The organism is Phytopseudomonas daroniae (genome assembly GCF_004327285.1).
In the GTDB taxonomy this organism is placed as follows: Bacteria; Pseudomonadota; Gammaproteobacteria; order Pseudomonadales; family Pseudomonadaceae; genus Aquipseudomonas; species Aquipseudomonas daroniae.
Genome location: NZ_QJUI01000001.1, coordinates 318,020 through 333,570 on the forward strand (window position 1 = coordinate 318,020; position 15,551 = coordinate 333,570).

General features: G+C 63.2%; 14 protein-coding genes. 11 read left to right on the forward strand and 3 right to left on the reverse strand.

Annotated features, from left to right (window positions below; genetic code table 11):
- The first annotated feature begins 43 nt into the window (after window positions 1-43).
- The 5 genes from DNK06_RS01415 (at window position 44) to DNK06_RS01435 (ending at window position 9,161) form a co-directional block, all read left to right on the forward strand.
- Window positions 44-556: a sigma-70 family RNA polymerase sigma factor gene (locus tag DNK06_RS01415; RefSeq protein WP_207390014.1), complete on the forward strand. Its 513-nt coding sequence runs from the start codon at window positions 44-46 to the stop codon at window positions 554-556.
- A gap of 90 nt (window positions 557-646) precedes the next feature.
- Window positions 647-1,633, forward strand: coding sequence for a FecR family protein (locus DNK06_RS01420; RefSeq protein ID WP_131178260.1), 987 nt, complete (start codon window positions 647-649; stop codon window positions 1,631-1,633).
- A gap of 150 nt (window positions 1,634-1,783) precedes the next feature.
- Window positions 1,784-4,675, forward strand: coding sequence for a TonB-dependent receptor (locus DNK06_RS01425; RefSeq protein ID WP_131178261.1), 2,892 nt, complete (start codon window positions 1,784-1,786; stop codon window positions 4,673-4,675).
- A gap of 11 nt (window positions 4,676-4,686) precedes the next feature.
- Window positions 4,687-7,473, forward strand: a complete 2,787-nt coding sequence (locus tag DNK06_RS01430; RefSeq protein WP_131178262.1) for a M16 family metallopeptidase — start codon at window positions 4,687-4,689, stop codon at window positions 7,471-7,473.
- A complete protein-coding gene (locus tag DNK06_RS01435; RefSeq protein WP_131178263.1) occupies window positions 7,470-9,161 on the forward strand; it encodes an ABC transporter ATP-binding protein/permease in 1,692 nt (563 codons plus the stop codon). The genes DNK06_RS01430 and DNK06_RS01435 overlap by 4 nt, the downstream gene beginning before the upstream one ends.
- A gap of 81 nt (window positions 9,162-9,242) precedes the next feature.
- On the opposite strand, the gene rnk is transcribed toward DNK06_RS01435, so the two are convergent.
- Both rnk and cyaY read right to left on the reverse strand, forming a co-directional pair.
- A complete protein-coding gene (gene rnk, locus DNK06_RS01440) occupies window positions 9,243-9,650 on the reverse strand; it encodes a nucleoside diphosphate kinase regulator (RefSeq protein ID WP_131178264.1) in 408 nt (135 codons plus the stop codon).
- A gap of 205 nt (window positions 9,651-9,855) precedes the next feature.
- Window positions 9,856-10,188, reverse strand: coding sequence for an iron donor protein CyaY (cyaY, locus tag DNK06_RS01445; RefSeq protein WP_131178265.1), 333 nt, complete (start codon window positions 10,186-10,188; stop codon window positions 9,856-9,858).
- A 182-nt stretch (window positions 10,189-10,370) separates the two neighbouring features.
- On the opposite strand from cyaY, the gene lptM reads away from it, so the two are divergent.
- The 6 genes from lptM to DNK06_RS01475 all read left to right on the forward strand — a co-directional run bounded on the left by lptM (window position 10,371) and on the right by DNK06_RS01475 (window position 14,951).
- Entirely contained in the window at window positions 10,371-10,496 is a 126-nt protein-coding gene (gene lptM / locus DNK06_RS01450) for an LPS translocon maturation chaperone LptM (protein WP_082045717.1), read from the forward strand.
- Window positions 10,497-10,505: 9 nt separating this feature from the next.
- Complete coding sequence (gene lysA, locus DNK06_RS01455; protein WP_131178266.1) at window positions 10,506-11,753, forward strand: diaminopimelate decarboxylase; 1,248 nt, start codon at window positions 10,506-10,508, stop codon at window positions 11,751-11,753.
- A 5-nt stretch (window positions 11,754-11,758) separates the two neighbouring features.
- Entirely contained in the window at window positions 11,759-12,589 is an 831-nt protein-coding gene (gene dapF / locus DNK06_RS01460; protein ID WP_131178267.1) for a diaminopimelate epimerase, read from the forward strand.
- Window positions 12,586-13,281 carry a DUF484 family protein gene (locus tag DNK06_RS01465; protein ID WP_131178268.1) on the forward strand — a complete coding sequence of 232 codons (696 nt, stop codon included), beginning with the start codon at window positions 12,586-12,588 and terminating at the stop codon, window positions 13,279-13,281. The genes dapF and DNK06_RS01465 overlap by 4 nt, the downstream gene beginning before the upstream one ends.
- Before the next feature lie 72 nt (window positions 13,282-13,353).
- Window positions 13,354-14,259, forward strand: a complete 906-nt coding sequence (xerC, locus tag DNK06_RS01470; RefSeq protein ID WP_131178269.1) for a tyrosine recombinase XerC — start codon at window positions 13,354-13,356, stop codon at window positions 14,257-14,259.
- A complete protein-coding gene (locus tag DNK06_RS01475; RefSeq protein WP_131178270.1) occupies window positions 14,256-14,951 on the forward strand; it encodes an HAD family hydrolase in 696 nt (231 codons plus the stop codon). Before xerC ends, DNK06_RS01475 begins: the two co-directional genes overlap by 4 nt.
- 235 nt (window positions 14,952-15,186) lie before the next feature.
- Here DNK06_RS01475 and sutA read toward each other — a convergent pair whose 3' ends face one another.
- Entirely contained in the window at window positions 15,187-15,510 is a 324-nt protein-coding gene (sutA, locus tag DNK06_RS01480; RefSeq protein WP_131178271.1) for a transcriptional regulator SutA, read from the reverse strand.
- Window positions 15,511-15,551 lie beyond the last annotated feature (41 nt).

Sequence of the window (15,551 nt, forward strand, 5' to 3'; positions counted from 1 at the left end):
CGCTGTGACACGCCCGCTGTGCACAGCTCCCGGCAGCCCCATCGTGTCCTTACCGCCCAGCAAACTCGACCTCTACCTCACCCACCGCAATGCTCTGGTGGACTATGCTGCGTCCCTCGTCAATTGCCGCGCCCAGGCGGAAGACGTGGTGCAGGAGGCCTGGTTGCGCTTCAACAGTCGCGACCGTGCCGAATCGGTGATCGATCAGCCTGTGGGCTACCTCTACCGTATCGTGCGCAACCTGGCCTTCGACCTGACCCGCCGACTCGCCACCGAGCGACGCCAGCCCGGTAGCGAAAACCTGCTCGAAACGCTCTCCGATAACAGCCCCGGCCCCGAGCAGCAGGCCAGCAGCAGCGCCGAATTGCGCATCGTCAATGCTGCCCTGGCGGAGCTGCCGGAGCGCGTGCGCAGAGCCTTCGAAATGCATCGTCTGCACGGCCATACCCTGCAGCACATCGCGGTCACCCTGGGCATCTCCGTTGGTCTGGCCCATCAATTGGTGCACCAGGCGCTGTGCCATTGCGCCGATCGATTGGAGCAGGCCAATGGATGATCTGAAAATTCTTGACGCTGACGCGTCATTTGCTCAGAGCATACGACTGTGCGAACCTCTGGCCCCTTTCTACATGACCCCGACTCGACCATGACCGGCCCGCTCAGACACACCGCACTGGACTGGCTGCTGCGCATCCAGCAGAACCCGGAGGATGCCGATCTGCGCAGTGGTTTGGCTGCCTGGTTGGCGGTCGACGCCAGCCATGTCGAGGCTTACCGCAAGGCTGAGCGGGTCTGGCGAATCACCGGAATGGCCCAAGTGGCGGCTGCGCCCGCAGAGATTGCCGAAATACACCCCCTACCACACCTCAACGCACCGCTAAACCCGGCAGCACCACCAGCACGGCCACGTCGGCGCCGCTGGCCGGGCCTGCTGGCAGGCGCTCTGGGCGTCTGCCTGCTGGTATTCATTGCCCCTCGCAGTTACCTCGCCTACCAGAGCGACTACCGCACCAGCCTCGGCCAGCAGCACACGGTCGAACTGGAGGACGGCAGCCGCGTACACTTGGACAGCGAGTCGGCGATTGCCGTGAGTTATTACGGTGACCGCCGCGAGGTGCATCTGCTGGCTGGCCAGGCGTTCTTCGACGTGGCGCCGGACAAGGCGCGTCCCTTCAGCGTAAGCGCTCAGGCGCTGCAGATTACCGTCACCGGCACGGCGTTCAACGTCGCCATCCGCCGAAACGGGCTCGCCGTAGCGGTGCAGCACGGATCGGTACGCGTGGCCGAAGACGGCACTACACTGGCTAGTGCCTTGAGTGCTGGCGACCGTTTGCGTTGGCAACCGGAGAAGCACGAGGCAACGCGCGACAAGCTTCCCGTCAGCCAGATCGCCACCTGGCAGAAGGGACAGTTGGTGGTGCGCGATGCACGGATCGCCGATGTACTGGAAGAGCTGCGTCCTTACCTGCCCGGCAAGGTCGCACTACGCGACAGCTCGCTTGGCGAGCAGCGCGTCACCGGCGTCTACGCCCTGGCAGATCCGGACGCCGCTCTGCGCGCGGTGATCCAACCCTATCAGGGCCAGGTCAGCACCTGGACGCCCTGGCTGCGGGTAATCACGCGCCAGCCCTGAGCGCGCTCGACCGCCGTTTTTTCGAAACGTAGAAAATAATTCATGAATTTCTGAAAATTCATCGAGCCCGCGCGTCTTTGCCCTGAACACGAATCGATAGAGATTCGCATTAGCTTTCAACGAGGCCGTTCGGCCCGCTCGGGGAAGACCATGAATACGCAGTCGCACCGGCTCAAACGCCCGTCCACAGGCACTCGAAAACTGTGCAAGACCATCAGCCTCGGCCTATTCAGCCTGTATGGCGCCCTTCCCCTGGCAACCAGCCATGCCCAGGAAGCGACCGAACCGGCCAGCGCGATGCTGCAACGCCAGCACACCTTCGCTATCGACGCCCAACCCCTGGCCGACGCACTGATCGCCTTCGCCCAGCAGAGCGGTCTGCAGGTCAGCGTCGACCCGAGCCTGGTCGGCCATCTGCGCGGCAACCTCGTGCGTGGGCAGATGAGTAGCGAGCAGGCACTGTCTCGGTTGCTGGACGGCAGCAATGTGGGCTGGGACTACCAGCAACAGGTGGTGATCCTCCATCAGCTGGCGAGCCAGGACAGTGCTATCGAGCTGGGCAACACCGTGGTGCTGGGGAAATCGGAAAGCCACTATCAGGGCGAAGAGATCATCGACCGACGAGCCATCGAGAGCTTCGCCGGCGCCAATGGCGACCTCACGACATTGCTCAGGATGCACCCCAGCGTGCGTTTCGACACCACCCAGCAAAGCTCGAAGACCCCTGGCGAGATCAGCCCGGCAGACATCAGCATCAACGGCGCCAAGTTCTACCAGAACAATTTCATGATCGACGGCATCAGCATCAATAACGACCTCAACCCCGCCGCCAGCAGTGGCAGCCGCATGGACGTCAATGGCATCTACGACGTCCCCAGCAATGCCTTCGGCATCGCCATCGATGCCGACCTGTTGGAAGAGGTACGCGTCTACGACAGCAACGTGCCGGCCGAATACGGACGCTTCAACGGTGGGGTGATCGATGCCATCACCCGGCGCCCGCGGGAAGGCTTGCATGGCAAGATTTCGGCCAGCATGACCCGCTCCGAATGGACCGAATACCACCTCAGCGACGACGATATCAGCGCCGAAGAATTCGAGTTGTCCAGCGACTACACTCACCAGCCGGAATTCAAGAAGCTGACCACCAGGATGATGCTCGAGGGCATGCTCACGGAAAACTTCGGCCTGATCGGCAACGTGATACGCAAGACTTCGGAAATCCCCCTGTATGCCTATGCCGATGGTTACCAGAGCCAGAACGACAAGGTCAAGCGCGATCAGACCCGGAAGAGCGACAACTACATGCTCAAGGGTTTCTGGATCCCCAACGAGCGCCTGGATCTGAGCTTCACCCTGATCGACGCCCCAGCGGAGGCGGAATACTTCAAGGCCAACGAGAAGAACTCGGGGTTCACCGTCCAGTCCGGCGGACAGAGTGCCGCACTGCAGGCCATCTGGAAGGGCGATCAGGTTATCCAGACCCACAAGCTGTCCTGGAAGCAGGTGCAGAGTTCGCGGGACGCCGACAGCAACGTGAAGAAACAGTGGCGCTGGTCGCAGGAAAAGAACTGGGGCAACCCGGCGCGTGGCGTCACCGCCACCAGCCTCGAAGGCGGCATGGGCGACCTGGAACAGGAGCAGCGCGGTTTCGAATATGCCTTCAAGGCCGAGCTGCAACCTCTCGACTTCCTAGGCGCCACTCACACCCTGAGCAGTGGCCTGGAACTGAGCCGCCAGGAGGCGCGCTACGAGGTCACCGAGGACTCCTGGGGTGCCAGCGTGCTCAGGCTTTCCAATGCCACGGGCAGCAGCAGCTGCGTGACCGCCAACGGCCTGCTCGACGACGAATACTGCTCGATCAGCATCAATGCTGCGGGGGTGGCCCAGCGTCAGTATTTCGGCACGCTCAGCTACGTCAAGGCCGGCGAAATCGAGCTGGATCAGACCAGCTACGCGCTGTTCCTGCAGGACGAAATCCAGATCGGCCGGCTCAACCTGCGTCCCGGCCTGCGCCTGGATGGCGACGACTACATGGACAAGAAAACCCTGGCGCCACGCTTTGCGGCCAGCTATGACCTGCTGGGCGACGGGCGCACAGTGTTCAGCGCCGGCGCCAACCGCTACTACGGCCGCAACCTGTTCAAGTATCGCCTGGCCGACGGCCGCCAGTCGCTCTGGTGGCGGGCCACCCGGGGCGCCAGCAGCGCCGACACCATTACCGACTTCAGTGCACTGGTGAACTACGGTGTGGACGAAAGCAGCTTCCGCAAGCTGGACATTCCCTACGACGACGAGTGGATGCTCGGCCTGACCCAGGAGATGCTCGGCATGCGCTTCGACCTCAAGTACGTACACCGTGATGGTCGTGACCAGATCGTGCGGGCACGCTCGCGTGACCTCGACCTGGTGGACGGCGATGGCAGCACCACCATCGCCAACTACTACACCTACACCAACGCCGCCCGCAGCGAGAGCGAAACCGTCACCCTGAGCATCACGCCGCTGCAGAATCTGCGCATGGCCGGCACCGTCACCAGCCTGCAGGCCGCCTTCGACTGGAACCAGACCAAGAGTACTTTCGACAGCTCCGACTATGACACCATCTTCACCTCGAGCAGGCTGGACGACGAGGATGTGTATTTCGATGGCAAGTTGCTGCCCTACAGCGAACTGCCCGCCAGCAACTTCAATCGACCCTGGACGGCCCGCCTCAATACCATCACCAGCATTCCCGCATTGAACCTGACCTGGAGCAACTTCTTCCGTTATCGCGGTGCGTATGAGCAGATCTACCGGGATGGCACCATCACCATCGACGACACCAGCTACGAACAGTACCTCGTTGGCGACGCGAAAGCCGCCATCACCTGGGATACCAGGGTCAAGCTGGACATCCCGCTGCAGGGCGAGCAGGCCCTGTACATGGCGGTGGACGTCACCAACCTGACCAACCATGTCAACGATGTAGTGGGCAGCACCGGCAAATTGAGCTACGAAACCGGTCGCCAGTACTGGCTCGAAGTCGGCTATCAGTTCTAAGAGCGCGCCCCATGCATATCGTGAAAATCCTCTTCACGGCACTGGCGGCGCTGCTGCTCGGTGCCTGTGCCCATACGCCCGCCGATCACGCGCCACTACGCTGGCACCCCATCGTCACCCGCGGCGAACTGCCCAACGGTCTTCGCTACAACCTGATTCCCATCGACATCCAGAAGGGCCGCCTGGATATACGCCTGACGGTGCACGCCGGGTCGGTGGACGAGGCCGACGATCAGGTCGGCGTCGCCCATATGCTCGAGCATCTGGCGTTCTACAGCCATGGCGGCGAAGCCCTGGATGTGCGTCAGCGCCTGCAGAAGGCCGGCTGGCAACAGGGCCGCCACTTCAATGCGGTCACCAACTACGAACGCACTCAATACCTGCTGAGCCCGCCTGACGGTACGGCCAGTGTCGAGCTGTCGCTGAAAGCGCTGGCCACGATGGCCTTCGCCGGCGATTTCACGGCAGACGACCTGCAGCGCGAGCGACCCATCGTCATCGAGGAATGGCGTGGTGGCCTGGGTGTCGCGCAGCGCATGAACGCCAAACGTGCAGCGGCGCAACGCACCGGCTCCCGTTATCCGGCGCATCGCACCATCGGCAACCGCAAGGCCATCGAGCAGGCGCAGTTGCCGACACTGAAAGCCTTCCAGCAGCGCTGGTACCTGCCGAACAACATGGTGCTGAATGTCGTTGGTGACTTCGATCCCCGGCAAATGGCCAAGCAGATCGAACGCCATTTCGGCCAGGCGCAACGGGGCGAGCGCCCGTCACGCGAGCACCTCGAACTGCCGCTGGACGACAAGCTGAAGATCTTCCGCGTGCAGGACAGCCAGAGCGGCAGCAATCAGGTCGCTTTGCTGATGCGTTTCCAGCAGCTGGATATCCGCGAACAGACGCTCGCGGGAGGACGTGATCGCCTGCTGGATCGCCTGGCACTCACTGCACTGTCGCGCCAGTTGCGCCGCCAGCCACTGGAAGATGGCATCGGCAGCCTGACTGCGGTGAAAACCCAGATTGGCCGACGCACCGGCGTGCTGGCGGTGGCCGCCAGCGTCAAAGGCCAGCACCACGAGCAGGCACTGCAAACCCTGTTGCGCGAACTCGAGCGGGTGCGGCAACACGGATTGCACGAAGAAGACGTGACAGCCGTCAAGGACGAGGTGCGACAGATCGCCGAGCGCATGCTGACGAAGCCGGCGCCGCGGGACTTCGACGGCTGGGTGCGGCAGCTCAACGACGCCACCCTGGGCGAGCGCTTGCTGCAGGAGCCCGTGGTCATCGCTCGCAACGCCCTCGTCAATCTGGATCGCATCAGCAAGCGCGAGCTGCAACGGCGCATCGTCAGTTGGCTCGACAGCCCGGATCGGGTGCTGCAACTCAGCGCTCCAGGCGGCATGCAACTGAAACTACCTGATGTCGGGCGCGTCGAGCTGCAGGTGTGGCAACTGGCCAATACTCACCTGGAGCCCCCAAGGAAACCCGTGGCACAGCAGGAGCTCAGCATTCCCAGCCTGCAAAGCAGCGCGCCGCCCGGCAGTATCGGAACACGCCGCAGCTTCGCTCGCGAGAAGGTCGAACACTGGCAGTTGAGCAACGGCGACCGCCTGGTGTGGCTGCGTGCCAAGGGCGCTGATGGCATGGCGCAGTTGCGCGTCGACTCAAGCGCGGGCTTCCTGTATCAGGGCGCACAGTCCTGGCGCGCGCAGATCGCCAACCAACTGGCCTTGCAGATGCCGCCGCCAGGCTGGAGTGGTGATCAACTCAAAGCCTGGAAACAACGCGAAGCCGTGCAGTTGTCCTTCACTCAGGGCCCGCAACGCCTGGAGGCGCAGGGCAGTGCCGCTGCGCACAAGCTGGCCAGCCTGCTGGCGCTCTACCAGGCGCAGCAGACCCGCAGCGATCTGGATGAAGCGGCCTATACCGAGACGCTCGCCGATCTGCGCGAACGCCTGCTGCGCCGACAAGATCACGTGCGTAGCGAGCAGGACGCGACCTGGCGAAGAATCAAGCAGGGCCAGGACGACTGGCAGGAACCCACCGCCAAGGAGCTCGACGCACTCAATCGGCAGGTGCTGGAGACGGAATGGCGCCGCCAGTCCGCTGCGCCGGTAACCTACTACCTGATGACCGACCTGCCTGAGAGCGAGCTGGAAACACTGATCAGCCGCTACCTGGCGGGCATCCCGCGTGGTGAGCCACTGGCCAGCACGGCCAGCCCACGTCGGCCCGGTCAGCGCAAGGCCACCCTGGCCATCGCTCGTGAGCCACGCGCCAGCCTTTATGCGGGCAGCTTCCAGCCCTATCCATGGAGCCCGGCGGATGCCGCCCGGGTCGCTGCACTACGCGAGATAGCCAATGGCTTGCTGAAACGGCGCCTGCGCGGCGAGGCTGCTGGCATCTACAGCCTGAAGTTCGACAGCGAACTCAGCCCCGAGCATCAACGCATCGACAGCGAGCTGAGATTCAGCAGCGACCCGCAACGCGCCGATGAGCTATGGCAACTGGCGCGACAGACCTTGTCTGCCCTGCCCGACGTCATCGACGAAAAGCACGTGGCCCCCCTGCGCCGGGAGCTGACCCGTCAGGAAGCACTGCGTCGTGAGGATCCCACCACCCAGCTGCATCGCCTGATGCTCAGCGAGCGCGCGTGGCGCGACCCGCGCTACCTGAGCGAGCAGCATCGACTGCCTGCGGCGCTCGAGCCTGCTGCCCTGAAGCGACTGGCGCGCCAGCTCTTCCCGGAAAGCAATGAAGTACACCTGCAGGTGTTACCCGTGCAGGGCGCAGAATCATGAAAACCCTGCGTCTGTTATTAGTTCTCTCCCGCCCATTCTGGGCCAGCCGCGCCGGCTGGCCGGGTTGGCTGCTGCTGGCTTCGGTGTTCGCCATGGGCATCGGCATCGTGCAGGTCAACGTATACATCAATGCGTGGAGCAAGACGTTCTACGACACCCTGGCGACCTTCAACGGCAGCGCGCTGCTCGATCTCATGGGCAGTTACGCACTGGCCATCGGTGCGTTGATCGTGGTGATCGTTTCGAAGAACTGGCTGACCAAGGCGCTGATCCTGCGCTGGCGCCAGCATCTCAACGATCACATGCTCGAGCGCTGGCTGGGCGACCGTCGCTACTACCGACTGGGGCTGAGCAGCGAACCTGATCACCCTGATCAACGGATCGCCGAGGATGTGCACCTGCTGACGGACAAGACCATCGGCCTGGTGGTCTCACTGTTCATCAACACGATGCAGATCGGCGCCTTCGTCAGTGTCCTCTGGCAGCTCTCCGGTACCCAAACCTTCACCCTCGGCGATTACAGCGTGACCCTCGAGGGCTATCTGGTCTGGGCCGTGGTGATCTATACCTTGATCGGCACCCTGATCACTCACTGGCTGGGCCATCCACTGCACGACCTCAACTATGAGCGCCAACGCAGCGAGGCGGCGTTTCGCGCGGATCTACTGCGCAAACGCGAGCATGCCGAGCAGATCGCCCTGTACGGCGGTGAACAGGCCGAACGGCAGAGCCTGGAGCTGCGTTTCTCCGCCATCGCCGACAACTGGCGAGACCTGATGCGCCGGGAGCTGAAGCTCGGGACATTCACAGTCGGCTATGAGCGCGTCAGCAATATCGTGCCGGTATTCATCGCCCTACCCGCGTTCCTGGCCAAGACCATTACCCTGGGCGGATTGATGCAGATCCGCACGGCGTTCGGCGCCGTACACGGATCACTGAGCTGGTTTATCTACTCCTACCGTACCCTGATGGAATGGAGCGCTACAGTGCAGCGTCTGGGCCAGTTCCAGCAGGCCATGGAGCGGCTGGAACCCCTTGAGCCCAGTCATGGCGAGACGCTCAACACCTGCGCACTGGATGTACTGCGTCCCGATGGCGAACCGTTGCTCTGCGGCCTGACACTGCAGGCTCGCCCTGGTGAATGGCTGCGTCTGGCGGGCGCCAGCGGCCTGGGCAAGACCACCCTGCTGCGCACCCTGATGGGCCTCTGGCCTCATCACCGCGGCACCTGGCAACTACCGGGCGGACGCAGCCTGCTGTTGCCGCAAAAACCGTACCTGGCCAACGGCCGCCTGGAACAGTTGCTGGCCTATCCGGCGACGCAGACGCCCAACGCTCTGGAGCTGATCGGCGCGCTGAAGGATGTGGGACTCGACCATCTCACTGATGAGCTGGAGCGAGAAACAGAATGGGGCCGGGAGCTCTCAGGTGGCGAACAGCAGCGCCTGGCCCTGGCCCGCGCCCTGCTCTATCGTCCGGATACCCTGTACCTCGACGAAGCCACCAATCAGCTCGACGAACATGCAGCCTGTGGATTGCTCGGGCGACTGCGTGAACGCCTGCCCGACTGCACCCTGATCGGCGTCAGCCACCAGCCAGCGGTACAGCGTCTGTTCGAGCGCAGCATCGATCTGCAGGAATGCGCAGCGACCTGTAGGCCGGTGAAGCTGGAGCTATCACCGGCTTGACTGTAACGGCACTCGACCCGGGTCACTCGCAGGAAGGACTCGGCACGCCGCAAAGGGCCGAGGCAGGTGGCGCGAAGAATCCTAGCGGTCGTACTCACCCGCCGCTTCCGGTTGATACTCCACCGCCAGCAGGGTCAGTTTGAGTTGTTTGCCACCCGGCGCTGGCCAGTCGATATGCTGGCCGACGCTCAGACCCAGCAAGGCAGTGCCTACTGGCGCAAGAACCGACACCTTGCCCTCACCGCCTGCGTCCTGGGGGTAAACCAGGGTCAGATGATAGTCCTTGCCGCTGCCTTCTTCGCGGCAATGCACGCGCGAATTCATGGTCACCACGCCTGCCGGTACCTGATCGTGGCCGACCACCTCCGCCCGATCCAGTTCGGCCTGCAAGGCTTCGGCAATCGGGCCGAAATCATCGAGGCTGTCGAGCAATTGCTCCAGGCGCTGCAGATCGAGGCGGGTAATGGTGATGGACGGTGTGCTGGCCATGGTGCGTGCGTGTCTCCTTTGCTGGACGCCAAAAAAAGCAAAACCCCATCGAGACGACGGGGTTTTGCACAGATTGAGCCGACCGTAACACAGCCACCCAAATAAACAAGAGCAGCCTCAGGGCCTGTCGGCTTCGCTCAGGCAGCAGCGCCGCTGACAGGGCGAAGCAACACGCTAACTGGCCAGGATCGGCTCAGCGGCGACTTCAGATTTCATCGAACTCAAGACTGGCACCGGACTGTTCAACGACGATGCGCTCGAGCATCTCGCTCAGCAACTCGTCGCTGGTATCGCAGATCCAGCGCTGGTTGCCCTCGTCGTAATCGAAGTGGAAACCACCGGATCGAGCCGCCAGCCATAGCTGACGCAGCGCCGGCTGACGGCTGAAAATCAGCTGCGAGCCATTTTCGAAGCGCACCGTCAGTACGCCAGCGGAGTTTTCCAGATCGAGATCCAGATCGCTGTCGTCGAAGATGTCTTCCACCGCCTGCTGCACGGCATCGACCAGGTCGTGGAAACGGGCTTCGGTCAAACTCATTGCACTTACCTCATGAAAGATTCAGCAACATCAAACGTAACAGAAGGGGCGACCGCGTTCTGTTCAGCGCACGTCAGTATGCCAGGGCAAAGCCCCGCCGGACGGGAACCCCGCCGCATAGGCAACATGCCGGGGGGTCGGTATACTCTGGTGCAATTATGCTTTATTACAAGGATTTGACCATGAAGCGGCTGTTCACTGCCCTCATCGCGCTCGTCGCCGTCACCACCCTGCTCAGCGGCTGTGGTCAGAAAGGCCCGCTGTACCTGCCGGATGATACCCAGTCCGCGCCTGCGCAAGACAGATAAGGACGGCTCATGAACACCTTCGAATACCGCGACGGCTCGCTGTTCGCGGAAGGTGTGGCGTTGTCCGCCGTTGCCCAGCGCTTCGGCACGCCCACCTATGTCTACTCGCGCGCTCACATCGAGGCGCAGTACCGCGCCTACGCCGATGCGCTGGCCGGCATGCCGCATCTGGTGTGTTTCGCCGTCAAGGCCAACTCCAATCTCGGCGTGCTGAACGTACTGGCGCGCCTGGGCGCGGGCTTCGACATCGTTTCGCGCGGTGAACTGGAGCGTGTCCTGGCCGCTGGTGGCGCCGCCGACAAGATCGTCTTCTCTGGTGTCGGCAAGACCCGTGACGACATGCGCCGCGCTCTGGAAGTCGGTGTGCACTGCTTCAACGTCGAATCGACCGATGAGCTGGAGCGCCTGCAACAGGTCGCTGCCGAACTCGGCAAGACCGCGGCGATCTCCCTGCGCGTCAACCCGGACGTGGACGCCGGTACTCACCCGTACATATCCACCGGCCTGAAAGAAAACAAGTTCGGTATCGCCATCGCCGATGCCGAAGCGGTCTACGCCCGCGCCGCCGCGCTGCCCAACCTGGCGGTGGTCGGTGTCGATTGCCATATCGGCTCGCAACTGACCAGCCTGCCGCCGTTCCTCGATGCGCTCGACCGCCTGCTGGTGCTGGTCGACCGCCTTGCCGAGCAAGGCATCCACCTTCGCCACATCGACCTGGGCGGCGGTCTCGGCGTGCAGTACCGCGACGAACAGCCGCCACTGGCCGGCGACTATATCCAGGCGGTGCGCCAACGCATCGAAGGCCGCGATCTGGCACTGGTATTCGAACCGGGCCGCTTCATCGTCGCCAACGCCGGCGTGCTGCTGACCCGCGTGGAATACCTCAAGCACACCGAGCACAAGGATTTCGCCATCGTCGACGCGGCGATGAACGACCTGATCCGCCCCGCCCTGTACCAGGCCTGGATGGACGTGGTACCGGTACAACCGCGCGAGGGCACCAGCCGTCAGTACGATATCGTCGGGCCGATCTGCGAAACCGGTGATTTCCTCGCCAAGGAGCGCGACCTGACCCTGGCCGAAGGCGACTTGCTGGCCGTGCGTTCGGCCGGCGCCTACGGTTTCGTCATGAGCTCCAACTACAACACCCGCGGCCGTGCCGCCGAGGTAATGGTGGACGGCGAGCAGACCTTCGAGGTGCGTCGGCGGGAAACTCTGGACGAACTCTTCGTGGGCGAAAGCCGCCTGCCGGAGTGATGCCGATGTTATTGCGCTTTACCAAAATGCATGGCCTCGGCAACGACTTCATGGTGCTCGACCTGGTCAGCCAGCATGCCCATATCCAGCCCAAGCACGCCAAACAGTGGGGCGATCGCCACACCGGCGTGGGCTTCGACCAGTTGTTGCTGGTCGAACCGCCACAGAGCCCGGACGTCGACTTCCGCTACCGCATCTTCAACTCCGATGGCAGTGAAGTGGAACAGTGCGGCAACGGCGCGCGCTGCTTCGCCCGTTTCGTGCTGGACAAGCGCCTGACGGTGAAGAAAACCATCCGCGTGGAAACCAAGGGCGGCATCATCGAGCTCAGCGTTCGCGCCGACGGGCTGATCACCGTGGACATGGGCGCGCCGCGCCTGCTGCCCCAGGAGATCCCCTTCCAGGCCGACGCCGAAGCCCTGAGCTACGCTGTCGAGGTCGAAGGCAAAGCCCACGAGTTGGCAGCAGTATCCATGGGCAACCCCCATGCGGTACTGCGTGTCGATGATGTCGGCAACGCGCCAGTGCATGAATTGGGGTCGAAACTGGAACACCACCCGCGCTTCCCACAGCGGGCGAATGTCGGCTTCCTGCAGGTCATCGACCGCCAACGCGGACGCCTGCGCGTCTGGGAGCGCGGTGTTGGGGAAACCCAGGCCTGCGGTACCGGCGCCTGCGCCGCGGCCGTCGCCGCGATCCGCCAGGGCTGGATGGACTCGCCCATACAACTGGAACTGCCGGGCGGCAAGCTGACCATCGAGTGGGCAGGCCCCGGCCAGCCGGTTATGATGACCGGCCCCGCCGTGCGCGTGTACGAAGGACAGGTTCGCCTATGACTGACCAGCAGGATTCGCCCAAGCCCCTGGACTCGGAAACGGTCGCCGCCTATCTGCGCCTGCACCCCGAGTTCTTCATCGACCACGATGAGCTGATTCCCGAGCTGCGCATTCCGCACCAGCGCGGCGATACCGTGTCGCTGGTCGAGCGCCAGGTCAAACTGCTGCGCGAACGCAACATCGAGATGCGCCAGCGCCTGTCGCATCTGATGGACGTGGCCCGCGACAACGACCGGCTGTTCGACAAGACCCGTCGCCTGGTACTCGACCTGATGGACGCCAGCAGCCTCGAAGAAGTGGTCAGTTGCGTGGAAGACAGCCTGCGCCGCGAATTCCAGGTGCCCTTCGTGGGGCTGATCCTGTTCAGCGACACACCGCTGCCGGTCGGCCGCAGCGTCAGCAACGCGGAGGCTCATCAGGCCATCGGCGGCCTGCTGGCAGGCGGCAAGACCATCTGCGGCGTGCTGCGCGAACACGAACTGAACTTCCTGTTCGGCGAAGCGGGCGAGCAGGTCGGCTCGGCTGCGGTGGTCGGCCTTTCCTATCAGGGTCTGCATGGTGTGCTGGCGATCGGCAGTACCGATTCGCAGCATTACAAGAGCTCTCTGGGCACCCTGTTCCTCGGTTATATCGCCGAAGTTCTGTCTCGAGTGCTCCCACGTTTCTCCGCTCCACTGCGCTCGGTACGCTAGAGCAGCTTCAAGCCACAAGCTGCAAGTTGAAGCAAGTGCGCTGTCATCCACGCCTTACTTGGAGCTTGAAGCTTGAAGCTTGCCGCTGATCTTGAAGCCTATCTCGAACACCTGCGCAGCGAGCGCCAGGTGTCTGTTCACACGTTGGACGGCTACCGCCGCGACCTCAACAAGCTGCTCGCCTATTGCGAGAAGGAACAGCTCAGCGACTGGGCAGCCCTCGATACCTCGCGCCTGCGTCGCCAGGTGGCCCGCCTGCACATGGACGGCCAATCGGCCCGCAGCCTCGCCCGCCTGCTTTCGGCCACCCGCGGCCTGTATCGCTACCTGATTCGTGAAGGCCATTGCCGCCACGATCCGGCCAGTGGCCTGACGCCGCCCAAGGGCGAGCGCAGGCTTCCCAAGGTGCTGGATGTGGATCGCGCCAGCCAACTGCTCGACGGCGCCCAGGAAGACGATTTCATCGCCCGCCGCGATCACGCCATGCTCGAGCTGTTCTATTCCTCGGGGCTACGCCTCTCGGAGCTGGTCGCCCTGAGTCTCGATGGACTCGACCTGCCTGCCGGCCTGGTGCGAGTGGTCGGCAAGGGCAACAAGGTGCGCGAGCTGCCGGTCGGCGGCAAGGCCCGTGAAGCCCTGGAACAATGGCTGCCGCTACGCGCCCTGGCCAACCCGCCGGATGGTGCGCTGTTCATCAGCCGCCAGGGTCGACGCATCGGTGCCCGCGCCGTGCAGCTGCGAGTGCGCCAGGCGGGCATCAGCGAACTGGGCCAGCACATTCATCCGCACATGCTGCGTCACTCTTTCGCCAGCCATATGCTCGAGTCGTCTCAGGATCTGCGCGCGGTGCAGGAATTGCTCGGCCATGCCGACATCGCCACCACGCAAATCTACACCCACCTGGACTTCCAGCACCTGAGCAAGGTCTACGACAGCGCCCACCCAAGGGCCAAACGCCGCAAGGAACAGGACTCATGAGCATCCGCCTGATCACCTTCGATCTCGATGACACCCTGTGGGACAACCGCCCGGTGATCATGGGTGCCGAGACAGCCATGCGCGACTGGATCAGCACCCATGCACCGAATCTGGCGAGCCAGCCGGTGGATTACCTGGGGCAAACCCGTGGCCGCCTGCTGGAAGGCGAACCGAGCCTGAGATACCGCCTTAGCGAGTTGCGCCGCCGCACCCTGCGCCACGCCCTGGAAGGCGTCGGCTATGCCGCGGACGAAGCACAGCACCTGGCCGAAGGCGCCTTCCAGGCGATGCTCGAGGCGCGTCACGCCATCACCTTTTTTGCCGATACCGTCACCACACTGGAGCGACTGGCCAACCAGTACCAACTGGGTGTGATCACCAACGGCAATGCCGATGTGCGCCGACTCGGGCTGGCAGACTACTTCAGCTTCATCCTTTGTGCCGAAGAGTTGGGGGTCGGCAAACCTGACCCCAAACCGTTCCAGGAAGCACTCAGCCGCTCCGGCATGCAGGCCGCACAAGCCGTGCACATCGGTGACCACCCAGGTGACGATATCGCCGGCGCGCGCGCGGCGGGATGGCGCGCCGTATGGTTCAACCCCGAAGACAAGGCCTGGGCCGGCGACGACGAGGCCGATGCACAGATCCGCAGCCTGGGGGAATTACCGATGCTGCTGGAGCGCTGGGCGTAGGATGGGTGCAACCCATCGGCAGTTGATGGGTTTCACCCATCCTACGATCTAGCCCGGATATTTCACCAGAACGTAGCCTGGATTAGCCCCCGGCGTAATCCGGGGCCGAAGGCCTGATCCTTCGTTTAACACGGATCATCGACCGTCCGCTTCCGCCTTCGACTTGCTTCTCACTCCCCATACGCAAAAGCCCGCCTTCTCAGGCGGGCTTTTGCGTATACAACCAGCTTTCGCCTCAGATCGGGCGACTGCCGTATTTGCTGTCAGGCTTCTTGGGTGGATCGGAAACCACATTGGGCTCCACTTCCTGCACCTTGCCGCCACGGGTCAAGAACTCTTCCATGGCGCGAGCCAGGGCATCGCGTTCCTTTTGCTTGGCTTCGACACTCGGCAGCTCGTCAACCTCGACCGCTTTCTTGGCTTTGCCCTTCTTGGCAGGCGCCGCGCTGTCGGATTCGCTGTCGTCATCGCCGTCATCGCTATCCGCTGCCGCCAGCTCCTCGCCGTCGTCCTCGTCTACGCCTTCCAGCTCGTCTTGTTCCAGTTCTTCGTCGCTCATGTTCAGCCTCATGACTTGCGAAAAGCAGGTTAGTTATAGCC